At 71.2% G+C, this 14,086-nt stretch carries 12 protein-coding genes; 3 read left to right on the top strand and 9 right to left on the bottom strand.

Annotated elements, in window-relative coordinates:
• Nucleotides 1-13: 13 nt before the first annotated feature.
• Entirely contained in the window at nucleotides 14-781 is a 768-nt protein-coding gene (locus I4J89_RS44705; protein WP_196420320.1) for a hypothetical protein, read from the bottom strand.
• A 79-nt stretch (nucleotides 782-860) separates the two neighbouring features.
• On the opposite strand from I4J89_RS44705, the gene I4J89_RS44700 reads away from it, so the two are divergent.
• Nucleotides 861-2,345 carry a DedA family protein gene (locus I4J89_RS44700; protein ID WP_309238761.1) on the top strand — a complete coding sequence of 495 codons (1,485 nt, stop codon included), beginning with the start codon at nucleotides 861-863 and terminating at the stop codon, nucleotides 2,343-2,345.
• A 45-nt stretch (nucleotides 2,346-2,390) separates the two neighbouring features.
• On the opposite strand, the gene I4J89_RS44695 is transcribed toward I4J89_RS44700, so the two are convergent.
• Complete coding sequence (locus I4J89_RS44695) at nucleotides 2,391-2,846, bottom strand: hypothetical protein (protein ID WP_196420318.1); 456 nt, start codon at nucleotides 2,844-2,846, stop codon at nucleotides 2,391-2,393.
• 631 nt (nucleotides 2,847-3,477) lie between these two features.
• On the opposite strand from I4J89_RS44695, the gene I4J89_RS44690 reads away from it, so the two are divergent.
• A complete protein-coding gene (locus I4J89_RS44690) occupies nucleotides 3,478-3,747 on the top strand; it encodes a hypothetical protein (RefSeq protein WP_196420317.1) in 270 nt (89 codons plus the stop codon).
• Nucleotides 3,748-3,764: 17 nt separating this feature from the next.
• Here the strand turns inward: I4J89_RS44690 and I4J89_RS44685 are convergent, their stop codons facing one another.
• Genes I4J89_RS44685 through I4J89_RS44670 form a run of 4 tightly spaced genes read right to left on the bottom strand, consistent with a single transcriptional unit; the run spans nucleotide 3,765 to nucleotide 8,239 of the window.
• Nucleotides 3,765-4,244 (bottom strand): hypothetical protein, encoded by a 480-nt coding sequence (locus I4J89_RS44685; RefSeq protein ID WP_196420316.1) that lies wholly within the window; start codon nucleotides 4,242-4,244, stop codon nucleotides 3,765-3,767.
• The gene (locus tag I4J89_RS44680; RefSeq protein ID WP_196420315.1) at nucleotides 4,245-6,599 is read right to left on the bottom strand and encodes a trypsin-like peptidase domain-containing protein; all 2,355 of its coding nucleotides are present in this window, start codon (nucleotides 6,597-6,599) and stop codon (nucleotides 4,245-4,247) included.
• A 2-nt stretch (nucleotides 6,600-6,601) separates the two neighbouring features.
• Complete coding sequence (locus tag I4J89_RS44675; RefSeq protein ID WP_196420314.1) at nucleotides 6,602-6,919, bottom strand: trypco2 family protein; 318 nt, start codon at nucleotides 6,917-6,919, stop codon at nucleotides 6,602-6,604.
• Nucleotides 6,920-8,239, bottom strand: a complete 1,320-nt coding sequence (locus I4J89_RS44670) for a TIGR04013 family B12-binding domain/radical SAM domain-containing protein (RefSeq protein ID WP_196420313.1) — start codon at nucleotides 8,237-8,239, stop codon at nucleotides 6,920-6,922. It abuts the gene before it with no gap.
• A 277-nt stretch (nucleotides 8,240-8,516) separates the two neighbouring features.
• Between I4J89_RS44670 and I4J89_RS44665 the strand changes: the two genes are divergently transcribed.
• Nucleotides 8,517-9,320 carry an SAM-dependent methyltransferase gene (locus I4J89_RS44665; RefSeq protein ID WP_196420312.1) on the top strand — a complete coding sequence of 268 codons (804 nt, stop codon included), beginning with the start codon at nucleotides 8,517-8,519 and terminating at the stop codon, nucleotides 9,318-9,320.
• Between the two features lie 628 nt (nucleotides 9,321-9,948).
• Here the strand turns inward: I4J89_RS44665 and I4J89_RS44660 are convergent.
• From I4J89_RS44660 to I4J89_RS44650, 3 genes are all read right to left on the bottom strand, one after another.
• The gene (locus I4J89_RS44660) at nucleotides 9,949-10,968 is read right to left on the bottom strand and encodes an aldo/keto reductase (RefSeq protein WP_196420311.1); all 1,020 of its coding nucleotides are present in this window, start codon (nucleotides 10,966-10,968) and stop codon (nucleotides 9,949-9,951) included.
• Between the two features lie 380 nt (nucleotides 10,969-11,348).
• Entirely contained in the window at nucleotides 11,349-12,896 is a 1,548-nt protein-coding gene (locus tag I4J89_RS44655; protein ID WP_196420310.1) for a carboxylesterase/lipase family protein, read from the bottom strand.
• Nucleotides 12,897-12,938: 42 nt separating this feature from the next.
• Complete coding sequence (locus tag I4J89_RS44650; RefSeq protein ID WP_196420309.1) at nucleotides 12,939-14,075, bottom strand: FAD-dependent oxidoreductase; 1,137 nt, start codon at nucleotides 14,073-14,075, stop codon at nucleotides 12,939-12,941.
• Nucleotides 14,076-14,086 lie beyond the last annotated feature (11 nt).

The raw sequence follows: 14,086 nt of genomic DNA, 5'->3' as shown, positions 1-14,086 counted from the left end.
CTCGCTTGAAAGATCACTGATAATCGGCCGAACGGCCGAGCAGACCGCGGATCGCCGCCCCGATCGCCGGGTCCACCGGGTAGCGCCGGGACAACCACGCGAAGGTGGTGCGCGCGGCCGCCAGATTGGCGGCATAGCCGGGCACCATCGCGGCCAGCGGCAGCACATCCGCCGGGTACGCCCGCTCCACCCGCCGCGCCGGGTCGAACGGATCCCGGTACGGCGGCTCGCCGGCACTGAGCCGCATCAACGCGATCACCGCGTCCACCGCGCGGGTCTGAATGAACCGGCTCGCGGCCAGCCGCTCCCCGCGCAACTCCAGGTGCAGGCCGGTGTAGAGGCAGGTCAGCGCGTCGTTCACATGGAAGTCGACGGTGTCGTACGCGTCCCGGGGCACCGGCGCCTCACTCTGCGCCAGTCCGGCCGGCGCGCCGTCGCGGCGCCACACCACCCGCGCACCGCTGAACGGCACCCGGGACAGCTCGGCCGGGGTGAGCACCAGAAACTCGGCGTAGACGCCGTCGGAGTACAGCGCCCGGCGGCCGGACCGGTGATGGGCGAAACTGTAGGCCACCGGGCACGGCGCCTCCAGCCAGTCCAGCCGGTCCACATACCGCCACTTCGCGCCGTCCGTCACCACCAGCAGGAAGTCCAGGTCGGAGTGGTCGTCCAGGCGGGCCCGCTGCGCGCCGGCCGAACCGAGACCGAGCAGCGCGACCGTGTCGTCGCGGGTGGCGAGATGGGCGGCGAGCTCGTCGAGCCGGTGCAGAACGGGGTGCATCGTGCCTCCCGGATATCGGTGGATCCCTAAGGAGCATCACCGATCCGTCGCCCGCGCCCAAGCCCCTAGGTTCGTCGATGTGGGCTGGTTGAATGATCTTCTGGGCGGGCTGCCGCCGGCACTGGTGTACCTCGTCGTCGGCGTGCTCGTCACCGCCGAGACCGCACTGGTCGCCGGTCTGGTGCTGCCGGCGGCGACCGCGCTGGTCGCGATGGGGCTGCTGGCCAACGCCGGCATCGTGCCGCTGGCGCCCGCGCTGGCCGTGGCCGTCGTCTCCGCCCTGCTGGGCGGCAACCTCGCCTTTCGCTCCGGCACCATGAAACGCGGTCGTGGCTGGGACCGGGCCGAACGTCTCTTCGCGAAGCACGGCGGGCGGGCGATCTTTCTCGGTCAGTGGGTGGTCGGGGCGCGTACCCTCATGCCTCGGCTGGCCGCGCGGGCGGGCGTACCCCGCCGTCGCTTCGCGGCCTGGCACACGCCGGCGGCGATCCTGTGGGCCTTGTGGATGGTGGGCGCGAGCTACGCGGCCGGCGCCTCCTACGACATCCTCGCGGCGCGCGCCGGGCGCGCGGCAGGCGCGCTGGCCGCGCTGACCCTGCTCATTCTCGGCCTGATCCTGGCCGGCCGATGGTTCGGCCGACACCCCGATCCGGTACGGGGATTCGCCCGTTCCCTGCGCCGGATCCCGCCGCTGAGCGTCATCGCGGAATCGTGGCCGCCCCGGTTGTGGCATCCGGTCGCCGCGGCCGGACTCAGTCTCGGGCTGCTCACCACCCTCGCGGTGCTGCTGGTCGCGGCGATCCCGCCGGTGGTGCGCTTCAGCGGCCTCGCCGCGACCGACGAGGCGGTGGCCTCCTGGGCGCGATCCCAGTGGACGTCGGACGGCTACCTGTTCGCGTTGGAGACCGCGACCACGCTGGTGCCGGAGGCGCTGATCGCTCTCGCCGTCGCGGTCTCCCTGCTGCGCTGGTGGTGGAACCACCACCGGCCCAGCCTGCACTCCTTGCTGGTACGGTTCGGCCTCCCGGCTCCGGCGCCCCGGCCCGGCCTCGTTCGCGCGCTGTCCCGGCCCGGCGTCTCGTCCGTGCCGCCGAGGCTCCTCGAGACCCTCGGTCCCGTGCTGCCGGCGGTGATCCTCGCCGCCGTGCTGGCGATGGCGGTCCCGCCCGGCTGGCGCGCCGCGGAGACGCTGGTGTTCCCGGCGCCCGCCGAGTTCGACGGCGCCGTGCCCCTGGACGCGGCGGCCCTCGCCCTGGCCACCATGTCGGCCGGGCAGACCGCGCAGGTCGCCGCCGCTGCCGGGCTGCTCGCCTGGCTTGTCGCACGTGGCCTGCCCTGGAAGTGGCAGGTCGCCGTCTGGACGGCGGCTTCGGTGGGCACGGTGATGTGCGCCGGTTCGTGGGTCTACCTGGGCTGGAGCCGGACCAGCGAGACCGTGGCCGCCCTGGTGCTCGGCGCGGCCTGGGCGGCGGTCAACACCGCGGTGTGGTCGGGCCGGACCACTCCGCCGGCCGTACCGCGGGAACCCGTGCCCCAGCCTGTGCTCGTCGCCGCCCAGCGGTAGGACCGGGCTGGGGGCGCGCCCTCCGCGCCCCCTAGCCGCCGCGATTCAAAGCTTGCGTCGCATCAATTTCCTCCCCAGCCAGCCCAGGCCGCCGATCTGCAGCAGCACGACTCCCAGAACCACCCAACCCGGCAATGCCACACCGGCCATCTCCACCACGGCTTTCGGTCCCCAGACGATGCCTGCCACGGTCACCGCGTACCCGGTCACCGCGAGCAGGTGTCCGGCCTGCCGGCCGCTCGCCCGCGCGCCGATCCCGTTCTCCGCCGTGAACCACACCTCCGCGGACTCCGACGGGGGCGGACCCTGATGTACGACACTCTCCCGGAACTCGAACCTGACCTCGGCGTACGTCGTGGGATCCACGTAGTCCTTCTGTTCCTGGTGTACCTCCCTCTCCTGGCCGGCGAAGAGCTCGCACTTCTTCTGGTCACACGTTTGCTCCGGCAGTCGCGCTTGGAACGTCGTGGTCCAGGGGTCGGTGGGCGGCCTCGCGTTCATCTGTTTCCTCTCGGCTGACCTTCCGCCCGGGCGCACCCGCCCCTTGTGGAGCCGGCGTGATCGCCGGGTCAGAAGGCCCATTCCTCATCCCGTGAGCAGCCCCCCAGGTGAGGTTGGGTCCAATCGCCCGGATCGGCGCACCTCGTGCAGCTGGGCGGGCCGTTGCGCGCGCGCCTTGGTCCGCCCTCTGTGCCGGCGCGGTTCGGCGGTTGCCGCCGCCGAACGCAGCCTCCGGACTCGCGCACCCCGCAGCGGGGCGCGGTCCATGACGATGGCCACCTCAGCCGTTGCGTAGAGCCGATGCAGTGCGGCCCTGGGCTGGATCGAGATGACCGCACAGGTGATCACGACGCTGGACGACCGGTAGTACGCCCGTCTCTCTCTCGGAGCGCCGGGTGGCGCCCCGGAGAGTGCTTGGACTTCCATGTGTTCCTCCTTCTCTCGGGAGCCGCGTGCATCGCGGCTCAACCCCACGATAGACCCGCGGCGCGCAATATCGCATCAGAGTGATGCGTTCTAGTCGACAAAAAGCATCGATCGTGGCACGCTGAGGGCGTGGCGGTCAGCCGCGATCCGATCGCGGCGAGGGGCACGGTCCCGGCGCCGTACCGGACAGAGGAGTGATCGAAAGGTGAGCACTGAGCAGCGGGCGGCACCCGAGCGGGGCGGGCGCAAGACCTCGGGCCGCGCCAGCGTGGCCGGCCGGATCACCGTCGGACTGATCCCGAAGGTTTACGAGGAGCTGGAGAGGCTCACCGCGGCGACCCGGCTCAGTACCACCGACGTGGTGAACCGGGCGATCTCCATCTACCACCTGATCGACAGCAAGCGGCGCGAGGGATACGAGCTGGTGCTGCGTCAACCGGAGACCGGCAAGGAAGTGATCGTCGAGATCATCTGACCCGGGCCGGGGGAACTTCAGACGGCGTCGATGACGTGCTGAAAGTCCGCGAACTCCGTGAGATAGCGGTCGTAGTCCGCGGGTTCGGGCTCGGCGAGCAGGTGCGCCATGTCAGTTCGGATGGCGGAGGCTTCCTCCTCCTCGCCCGCGGCGTCCAGGATCTCGACGAGGAGCCGCAGACTCCCCCGGAAGTAGAAGACGTTCGCCGGGAACTCGTACGCATAGTGCGCGTAGGCGTTGGCGGAGATGACGGCGCACGCTTTCGCCTGCTCCAGATCTCCCGATCGCAGATGCAGGTCCGCCGCCCTGCCGTTGAGATACCCCACATCGTCCAGCTCGGCGTTCTCCTCCGCCTCGCCGATCGCAAGCCCCTTGGATGCCGCTGACTCCTCGAGCGCCGCCCAGGCGTCGCGGAGATCGCCCACCTCCATGCGGTGATGGGCCATTTCGGAGAGCGCCCGCTCCAGGTATGGCTTGACCCTCTCGTGGCCCTGCAATCATGCGGCTCGCAGGAGGGCGATCGCTTCGACGCCATACGGAATCGCCTCGGCGGGCCGGCCCGCCGAGCAGACGGTGTCCGCCAGGTTCGTGAGCGAGATGGCAAGGTCGTCCCGTTGATCCGGGTCCTCTCGGGCCAGCACGCGCCACAGCCTGGTCGCCGCCTTCGCGAACCGCGTCGACTCGTCGTGCAGGTCCAGATTCCGGAAGAACTTCCCGGCGTGGCTGAGTGCGATCGCCAGCTGGCGCCGGTCGCCGAAGTTGCCGAACTTGCCGCTGAGCACCGAGAAGATCTCGACGGCCTCGAGCGTCGCGGCCAGCGCCCGGCCCCAGCGGCTCAGCATTCCCAGGCTCATTCCCTCATGGATGAGCATCCGGCCCAGGTCCGCGAACGCTTCGGCTCGATCGTCGACGATCATGTCGTCCGCGACCTCGCTGATCCGGCCGCCGGCCCGTTTCCGGTTCCGGACCGTCGCCAGGTGGTAGACCTCGGCCCGCACCTCGGCGAGCCGTTCGGATTCGGCGGACAGACCGGAGGCGACCTGCTGAGCGGCCCTCGACAGGGCGAGACTGGTCCGGTCCGCCGCTGCCAGTGCGGCGGCGAGCGAGCTGGGATCGCCGTCCAGCAGCTCGGGCAGGTGCCTCGCCAGCGCGGCGGTCAGCGCGGCGCGGGAGTTCGGTCCGTTCTGCGCCGCGAGGGTCAGCAGGTGGAACACGCGCCCGCGGTGCGCGGCGGTGACCGTGTCCCTCGCCGCCAGCAGACGCAGCGTGAGAGACCGCAGGTCCGGCAGGGTTTCGAGCAGGTGCTCGACGAGGAGGTCGGGGCCGACCGGGCGGAGCACGCCGTCCTCGGCGCCGAGCACGTCGGTCAGCCACTCGACGACTTTCCCGACGTCGTGCGGCGCGACGGTGTCCAGCAGGGTCTTCGCCTCGTCGCGGGCCGGGCTGACCAGCGACACCAACGCGATGATCCGGGCGGCCTCGGCCGGGTGCAGATGATCGAGCTTGTGCGTCGCGAGCGCTGCCTCCCACCGGATGACCTCGCGGTCGAGCAGGCGCTGCAGGAGCGCTTCCCGGCCGGATCGGCCCGCGTCCTCGCCCCGCAGAGCCAGCAGTACGGCGACGTGGATCAGCAGCGGGCGGTCCGCCTTGATCTCTCCGACGGTGACGGGTGACATCCCGAGGCGGCGCGACAGCGATCCGGTCGCCGCCTCGACATGCCGGCCCAGCTCGGCTTCCCGCATCGTCATGTCCAGGCCGAGAAGATGCCGGGCGAGACGGGCTGTCTGCCGATCGACGCTCTCCCACCAGGAGCCCATTCGGCGTTCGAGCAGGAGCAGGCGTACCGGATTGGTGGGGCTCTCATCGGCCAGCCGGCTGATCAGGCCGGCCAACGGCTCGGCGAACCGGCTCGCGTAATCGACGATGATCAGCAGCGGCTGGTCGGAGGAGATCTCGTCCCAGCTGCGGGGGTTCTCGGTGTTGAGCAGCCCGGCGTCCCAGCCTGCCCGGCGCAGCCGGTCGGCGAACTCGGCTGCGAGCCGGCTCTTGCCCATCCCGCCGGCGCCGGTGACCACGCCGACGCTGAACGGCTCGGACGACGTGGCCCACTCCGTCAACGTGCCGAGGTGACCGCCGTCGTCGACGAAGTCGACGACGGCGTACCGCGACTCCAGCAGCCACGAATCCGGGCGGTTGTCCGGCAACGTCTCGTAGGGCGGATGCAGAACCGACCCGAACCTGGTCACCGGGTGCGCCGCCGGATCACCGACGAGCGTACGGAATGACGGGTCTTCGAGGAGAACGCCGGCCGGCAGGACCTTCAGGCGGTTGTTCGGATAGCTCGCCGGGGTCTTCTCGACGATCCCCAGCAGGAAGGACTCGGGCGCCGAGAAGACCGCCGCGCCCGAGATGCCCGCCCACGGCGACGCCGACCCGGCGAGGTCGCGAGGCCCGCCGGCGGACTCGATGACCAGCCGGCCGTCCTTGACGCCGGCGCCGGGCACCGTCTGCCCGCAGAACGTGTCCGAGTCGCGCACACCGTCGGGCAGCACGGCCGCCGCGGGGAAGCCGGTGGCCCGGCAGGCGATCTGCTCCCGGGACCCGGCGCGGCCGAACCGCAGCGCCGGATCACCCGGAAGAACCTCACGGGTACGGAGAAGCACCGCGTCCACGTCCCCGGAGCCGCGCCAGACGACCTCGGCGTCCACCCACGCGGCCGTGCCGAGCGGCCGCACCGAGATGTCATGACCGTCCGCCAGAACGTGCGCGGCGGTCAGAACCAGGCCGGGAGCCAGCACGTACCCGGAGCCGGACCGCCCGCCGAAAACCTCCGCTACCGAGCTGAGCCGCATTGTCAGCGGGGGCGAACCGGCGCCGTGTCCGCCACGTAGACCTCCTCGCCCGGCGCCGACGGGCTCTCCGGCCTCAGCACCAGCTTCACCTTGTGGGTCGCGGCGTTGGCGTGGTCGGCGCCGCCCTTGAGGGTGAGTACCCCGAACAGCGTGCCGCCGCCCTCACTCTTCAGCGTGTTGGTCGCGACCACCTGCATCTCCAGCTCGATGAACTCGACCGCGAACTTGAGATCCTCGGTGGCGGCGTCGTCGACGGCCGCCATGAGCTCGTTGCGCAGCTCGCCGATGGCTTGCGCGAGCGGCAGGTACTCCGGCTCCATTCAGGCTTCCTCCGTAAGCGGGACGGTGGGCAGCAGGGTACGGCTGCGGCCCGGCCGAGGGTACGCCTCCGCGGCGGCCGCCAGGCGGACGGCGTGGTCGCGTTGCTTCTGCCAGTGGCCGTACAGGGCGCCGCGGCGGGAGAGCCGGTCCACCTCGCGGATCGTCTCCGGGTCGACGTCACCGGGCGGGGCGTCGCGCCACGGGGTGCCGGGCAACGGCATGAAGGTGTGCGCGTGGATACGAGCTCCGAGGTCGGCCAGCTCCCGGGCCAGGCCCAGCGACGCGTCCACGTCGGCCCGGTCCTCCCCCGGCATCCCGAAGATCATGTCCACGTTGATCCGGAAGCCCTCCTCGACGCCGAGGCGCACGGCCCGGCGTACCTCCTCGGTGCTGTGCCCCCGTTTGGCCGCGCCGAGCACCCGGTCCGACCCGGACTGCGCGCCCACGATGATGTTGTTGTTCGCGCAGTACTTCTTGACCAGGCGCAACGCCTCCCGGCTGACATGCTCGGGCCGGATCTCGCTGGGGAACGATCCGAAGAAGACCCGCCCATCCGGGCCGATCCCGGCCCGGCAGGAGGCCAGCAGTGCCTCGATGACCGCCAGGTCCGGTTCCTCGGTCTGGCTGCCCCAGGACAGCGCGGTGGGGGTGATGAACCGGACGTCGCGCAGGCGGCGCTCACGCATCCGGTCGACGTGCCAGCGCACGTTGTCCAGGCTGCGGTGCCGGAATTTGGCGGAGAACATGAACGGCGTCTGACAGAACCGGCAGGCGTAGATGCAGCCCCTGGTGATTTCGAGGGCGTTGAACCTGTCCCACGTGAGGGCGAAACCCGGGAAGTCGTCGAGGGGGCGCTGTTTCGCCTTGCCGGTCCTGATCAGGTTGCCGGTGGTGTCGCGGTAGGCCAGGCCGGTGATGCCGGCCGGATCGCCCTTGGCGTCGACCAGGCTGAGCAGTGTCGACTCACCCTCGCCGATCGCCGCCATGTCCCAGCCCGCGTCCAATGTCTGCACCGGCTCCGCGGTGGCATGCACTCCCCCGGCCAGGTGGGTGACGTTCGGGCCGTCGGCGAGGTTTCTTGTCTGGGCGAGCTCCTCGGCGAGAGCAGCCGCGTCCGGCGAGTAGAACGACCACAGCACAAGGGTCCGGGCGTCGCCGGCCTCACGGATGTGCCGGGCCGTCTCCTCGACCGTCTCCCCGAACCGGACCTCGTACCGGGTGGGGGTCTCGTGCTCACCCAGCGCGCCCAGCAGCACGTGGAAGCCGTACGTCACCGCCTTGCGGTAGCGCAACACCAGGACCAGGTCAGGACCACTCATGCCGCGATTTTGCCAGCCGCTGGACCAGGTTTCCGACTGCGGGGGGCTCAGCAGGCTGAGCCCCCCGCCAGCAGTCGCAGGGCCGGGTCCGCGCTGCGTGGACCGTGCCATTCCGTTCTCAGAACTCAATCGGAATGCACGCGGCGACCACCGACCTGCCGGCGGCTTTCGCAAGGCGATACGGGTTATTCGTCGGTGGACCTTCGGGGTGACGTGCGTCGATCACACCGGCTAGTCTCTGGCCGCGAGTACTTTCGTATCGAATCGGAGGGCACGGGTGTCCGAGTCGGGCAGTACCATCTCGAAGCTGGACAGCGGGGTGCCGCACTCCGCTCGTCTCTGGAACTACTGGCTGGGCGGCAAGGACAACTTCGCCGTCGATCGGGCGGTCGCCGACCAGATTCTGGAAATGGTTCCCGAGATGGTCGAGTCGGCCCGGGCCGACCGCGCCTACCTGGGCCGTGTGATCCGGTACTTGGCCGGTGAAGTGGGTATCCGGCAGTTTCTCGACGTCGGCACCGGCATCCCGACCGCGAACAACACTCACGAAGTTGCTCAGGCGGTCGCCCCGAGCAGCCGGGTGGTCTATGTGGACAACGACCCGCTTGTGCTCGTCCACGCCCGCGCCCTGCTGACCAGCCACCCGGACGGTCGGACCGACTACCTCGATGCCGACCTGCGCCAGCCGGAAGCAATCACCGAGGGCGCCCGCAGAACCCTCGACTTCGACAAGCCGATCGCCCTGACCCTGCTGGGCATTCTGAACTTCGTTCCCGACGATGACGAGGCCGCCGCTCTGGTCGCCCGGCTCGTCGACGCGCTTCCCGCCGGCAGCTACGTGGCCATCTCGCATCCCACCACGGAGATCAACGGGGAAACCATGATCGAGGCGCTGCGGCTGTGGAACGAGGGTCCGGCGGCCAAGATGGTGCTTCGCAGCGCCGACCAGGTACGGCGCCTGTTCGGCGACCTCGACCTCGTCGAGCCCGGCGTCGTCAGCTGCTCGCGCTGGCGGCCCGACACCGGCGGTGAGAACGCCCAACCGGTCCCGCACTACGGCGGTGTCGCCCGCAAAGCCTGAGGCAGCTGAGGGCTCTGGGCACGATGGGTGCCGGTAGATCAGCTTGTTGGAGGTGGGCGGCCGTCCGCTGCTGCGCCGGCTGTCCTGCCACCTTCCGAGCATGGCCCGGACCAGCGGTGGTAGCCAGCCAGGAGGACCTGACGTGATTTCGAGAGACGGCCGGCCCTCCGGGCGACCAGTCTTGGCGATCCCGCCGTCGGCGTCGCGGTAGACCAAGCCGGTGACCCGGGTGGGATCGCCGACGGCGTCGACGACCAGTGCACGAGCACCTTCTGCTCCACGGCGCCGAGCAGCACATGGAAGCCGTACGTCACCGCCTTGCGGTAGCGCAAGGAGACCGGAGCCCAAAGGAGTCGGCGCACCGCTCTTTCGCGCGGCGCTGCTGGTCGTCGCTCCAGCGTAGGGGTCGCGGTGGCCCGTTACGGCGTAGTCGTCGACGCGCTGCTGCACGACGCCGACGTGGCGCTGTACCGCGCCAAGGCCATGGGCAAGGGCCGGGTGTGCCGCTTCGACGCCCCAGCGTTCGCCGCCGGGGCCGAACAGGACCGGCACCCCTCCGGCCTGAGCCGGAGGGGTGCCGCCGACCCGCCGCGCCGGCGTATTGCTCACTCGACCGGGCGGCGCCTTCTCAGATCCTGCGGTCGCGCTGGGCGATGCCCTGCTGACCGTACGGGTATTCGCCGGCCACGGGGATGCTGGCCTCGGTGAGCAGCTCGGTCTCTTTCTCCGACAGGTGCAGGCCCGCGGCGCCGAGGTTGTCCTCGAGCTGCTCGACGGTGCGAGCACCGAGGATCACCGAGGTGACGGCCGGCCGGTCGGCGAGCCAGGAGATCGACACCTGCGACATCGACACGCCGCGCGCCTCGGCCACCTGCCGGACCGCGTCGAGGATGTGCCAGGTGCGGGTGTCGGAGTTGCGCGGGCCGTACGCCTCCATACCGCGGCCCGGGTCCTCGCCGAGGCGGGTGGCGCCGGTGGGCGTGCTGTCACGCCGGTACTTGCCGGTGAGCCAGCCGCCGCCCAGCGGCGACCAGGGCAGGATGCCGATGTTCTCGTTGCGGCACACGTCGACGAGCTCGAACTCGATCTCCCGTGCCAGCAGGTTGTACTGCGGCTGCAGGGTGACGATCGGGGCCAGCCCGCGGAACTGGGTGATCATCGCCGCCTTCTGCAGCTGCCAGCCGAGGAAGTTGCTGACCCCCACGTACCTGATCTTGCCGGCGCGTACGGCGTCGTCGAAGAACGCCAGCGTCTCCTCGATCGGGGTCAGCGGGTCCCAGGCGTGCGCCTGGTAGAGGTCGATGGTCTCGACGCCGAGGCGGCGCAGGCTCGCGTCGAGCGCGCGGGACAGGTGCACGCGGGTCAGTCCGGCCGAGTTCGGGTCGTCACCCATGGGGAAGCGGCCCTTGGTGGCGATGACAAGCCGGTCGCGTGCGCCGGGCCGGGCAGCGAGCCAGCGGCCGATGACCTCCTCGGACACGCCGCGCGAGTACACGTCGGCGGTGTCGATGAAGTTGCCGCCGGCCTCGGCGAAGCGGTCGAGCTGGGCGTGTGACACCTCCTCGCTGCTTTCGTTGCCGAACGTCATCGTGCCCAGGCAAAGGACCGACACGATGGTGCCGGTGCCACCAAGAGTGCGATATTCCATCAGCTGCTCCTCACGCCGAGATAACTCGTATCCCCCTACCGACGCCGGTTAAGCCAGGCAGGACGAGTGGATCCAGGAACCGGCCGGCATTGCGGTCGCGGGCATCGGCAAGGGGTACGTGCGTCCACGACGGTTCGGTAACCTCAGCCCTTACCGGCACGATCACATCAGCGTAAGGAGTCAGTGTGCGTCTGCGAACCGTGGTCCTGACCATTACGACCTTCCTACTCGCCACCATCGCGGCCCTCCTCGCCAGTCCGGGCGCGGCCATGGCCGGATACACCTGGTCCAACTGAGTGGCCCTGCGGGAGCGCCCCGGTGGCGCTCCCGCTGGATTCATGCTCCGCACCGGTGCCCGTGGCAGATCGGCATGTAGTAGTTCAGGTTGCTACGGGCAGGCCACGCCAGAACCGGCACTGATGCTCCCGGTACACATCTACCGGCCGGACCTCGGCACTGGACAGAGACAACGCCGTGCCCGGCTGGTCCGGTGCCCAGCCGGGACCGGGCCGCCCGGTGTGCGCGAAGGCCGTCCACCGGCCGATCAGCTCGGCCGTGAGCCCCGGGTCAAGGTCCTCCGCCGGCACGCCGGGCAGGTACGAGTCGAAGAAGTACCGGACGTCGTCCCCGTGTGAGGCGCCGAGCGGCAGGTCGCCCAGGGTGTCGCCGGAGTCCTCGGCGAACTCGTAGGCGTACACCGGCTCGCGGTGGGCGGTGTTGAACGGCCACTGGCTACAGGTGCCCATCGTCCGGCCCTCATCGGTCTGCAGCGTCGCCAGCGCGAGACTCGGCGTCGCGTACCGGGCCGCCGGATACCGGTTCAGCACCGTGGCGGCGTCCCGGCCGTACAGTTCGTGGACGATGCTCCGGTACCGGTCGGCGGTCAGCGTGTTCTGTTCCAGGTTCAGCAGCCGGGCCAGGACCCCGCGCATCTCGTCGCGAGTACCACCGTGGATCAGCGGTACCCGGTGGGTCAGGCCGGTCCGGGCGGCGTGCAGCGGCTGCCGGGGCAGCGCCGGAGTACCCGCGGTGTAGAACCAGGGCATCGCCGCGGCGATGTCGCGCTGGTGGGTGGTGGTGTTGGGCAGGGCGGCGATCCGCTCGGCCGGCACGGCACGCAGGCACGCGGCGATGTCGGGCGCCCGGTCGCAGCCGAGCGCCGCCACCGCGCGGTGTCCACGCCGGACGGCCTCCGCGCGGGTGACCACGTGGTTGCCGCAGGAGGCGCTCTGCACGACGCCCTTGTCGAACAGCCCGCGCGCCGACGGTGAGGCGAGGTTGGCGCAGACTCCGAAGCCGCCGAACGACTCGCCCCACAGGGTCACGTTGCCGGCGTCGCCGCCGAAGGCCGCGATCTCGGCGCGCACCCAGCGAAGCGCGGCCTGCTGATCGGCGAGGGCTAGATTTCCGGCGTACGGGTCGGGCAGAGCCTCGTGCAGCAGGAACCCGAGGGCGCCCAGGCGGTAGTTGACCGTCACGACGATCACGTTCCCGGCCCGCGTGACCGGCCGGGGGTCGTAGTGGCTGCCCGCGCCGGAGTTGCCGCCGTGCAGGAACACCATGACCGGCAACGGGCGGCCGGCACCACGGGGCACGTGCACGTTGAGGTACAGGCAGTCCTCGGAACCGTCGTACCGCACCGGGGCGCCGGGCGGGTACGCGTACGTCTGCGGGCAGATCGGCGCCGGCTTCACCGCATCCCGGACTCCGGACCACGGCGGATGCGGCCGCGGCGCCCGCAGACGCAGCGCACCGACCGGCGCGGCGGCGTACGGAATCCCGTGGAAGATGCGATGGTCCGCCGTGACGAGGCCGCGCACCGCACCGGCGGCGGTCCGGACGACGGCGTGGTCGCCGCGGGCGCCGGATGCGGCGACCGGCGTGGCGGCGAGAACGGCGGCCAGCAGGCCGCTGATCCAGAGTTTCATGGTGTAGCGTCCTTTCCTGCGAAACAGTCTTCGGTGGCGCCGTCACAGCGGCTTCTCGTTCAGCACGCTGCTGCACCGGCGGATCATCGCCAGTTGCAGGCGGGCGACCATGCCCGGTGACAGCACACGGCCGGCGAGCCGGCCCACCGCGGACGGCGGGCGGTTGGTGACCTCGCGGGCCGCGAGCCGGGCGATGGGCCGCACCCGGCGGGTACGGGCGCGCTCGTACCGGCGCAGCGCCGGCACCGGATCGCCCGGGGTGCGCAGGACCCGCCGCAACGTCCAGGCGTCCTCCAGTGCCTGGTTGGCGCCCTGCGCCTGCGACGGCGGGAAGGCGTGCGCCGCGTCGCCGAGCAGGGTGACCGCTCCGGTACCCCAGCGCGCCGGGACGCGGTGCACCACGTGCGGACACCGTCCGATGTCGGCAGCGCTCACCGAGGTCAGCAGCGTGCCGACCGGTTCGGCGTACCCGGCGAACCGCTCCCGCAGCCACTCGTCGACCGGGCCGGTGCCCGGTCCGGGCGGCGGCACGTCGAACCACCACTGCAGCAGTCCGGCGCCGGCCGGCATCAGCCCGCACAGCCCGGCCTGGCCGACCACGCACATCGCACGCGACCCACTCGTGAGCTCCAGCGGTACGGCGGTGAGCCCCTGCCAGCTCACCCACCCGTTGCGGGCCGCGCCGGCATCGCCCAGCACCGCACCGCGCACCGCCGAGCGATACCCGTCGGCGCCCACCACCACATCGGCGGTGTGCCGGTCGCCGCGGGCATCGGTGACCGCGACCCGGTCCGGCCCGGCTGTCACGCCGACCACCTCGCGGCCGGGTCTCACGACGCCCGGCCGCAGTCCCGCGGCGAGCCGGCGAAGCAGGTCGGCGCGCGGTACGGTGGCCACGCCGAAGCCGGTACGCCGGCGCAGGACCCGCAGGTCCGCCCGGGCGAACCGGCGCCCGTGCGGGGAACAGAAGTCGAGCGTCTCGATGACCCGGCCCAGCCCGTCGAGCGGCACGCCGAGGCCGGCCGCCGCAGCGGCGCCGTTGCTGTAGACGGTGACCGCGGCTCCGTCGGTACGCAGGCTCGGCGCCCGCTCCAGGACCCGGACGTCGTGCCCGTCCGCGGACAGGCCGGCGGCGAGGGCCAGCCCCCCGATCCCCGCGCCGACGATGATCACTTCCATGGCTGCCCCGC

This window comes from Actinoplanes aureus (genome assembly GCF_015704865.1).
GTDB lineage: Bacteria > Actinomycetota > Actinomycetes > Mycobacteriales > Micromonosporaceae > Actinoplanes > Actinoplanes aureus.
Note: the sequence above shows the minus strand (reverse complement) of the source record. Positions and strands in the feature narration are given on the sequence as shown.

Bases quoted from the DNA above. Each gene is read 5' to 3' on its own strand.
- I4J89_RS44705 (WP_196420320.1), bottom strand. From the start codon at position 781: ATGCACCCCGTTCTGCACCGGCTCGACGAGCTCGCCGCCCATCTCGCC.
- I4J89_RS44695 (WP_196420318.1), bottom strand. From the start codon at position 2,846: ATGAACGCGAGGCCGCCCACCGACCCCTGGACCACGACGTTCCAAGCG.
- I4J89_RS44680 (WP_196420315.1), bottom strand. From the start codon at position 6,599: ATGCGGCTCAGCTCGGTAGCGGAGGTTTTCGGCGGGCGGTCCGGCTCC.
- I4J89_RS44675 (WP_196420314.1), bottom strand. From the start codon at position 6,919: ATGGAGCCGGAGTACCTGCCGCTCGCGCAAGCCATCGGCGAGCTGCGC.
- I4J89_RS44670 (WP_196420313.1), bottom strand. From the start codon at position 8,239: ATGAGTGGTCCTGACCTGGTCCTGGTGTTGCGCTACCGCAAGGCGGTG.
- I4J89_RS44660 (WP_196420311.1), bottom strand. From the start codon at position 10,968: ATGGAATATCGCACTCTTGGTGGCACCGGCACCATCGTGTCGGTCCTT.
- I4J89_RS44655 (WP_196420310.1), bottom strand. From the start codon at position 12,896: ATGAAACTCTGGATCAGCGGCCTGCTGGCCGCCGTTCTCGCCGCCACG.
- I4J89_RS44650 (WP_196420309.1), bottom strand. From the start codon at position 14,075: ATGGAAGTGATCATCGTCGGCGCGGGGATCGGGGGGCTGGCCCTCGCC.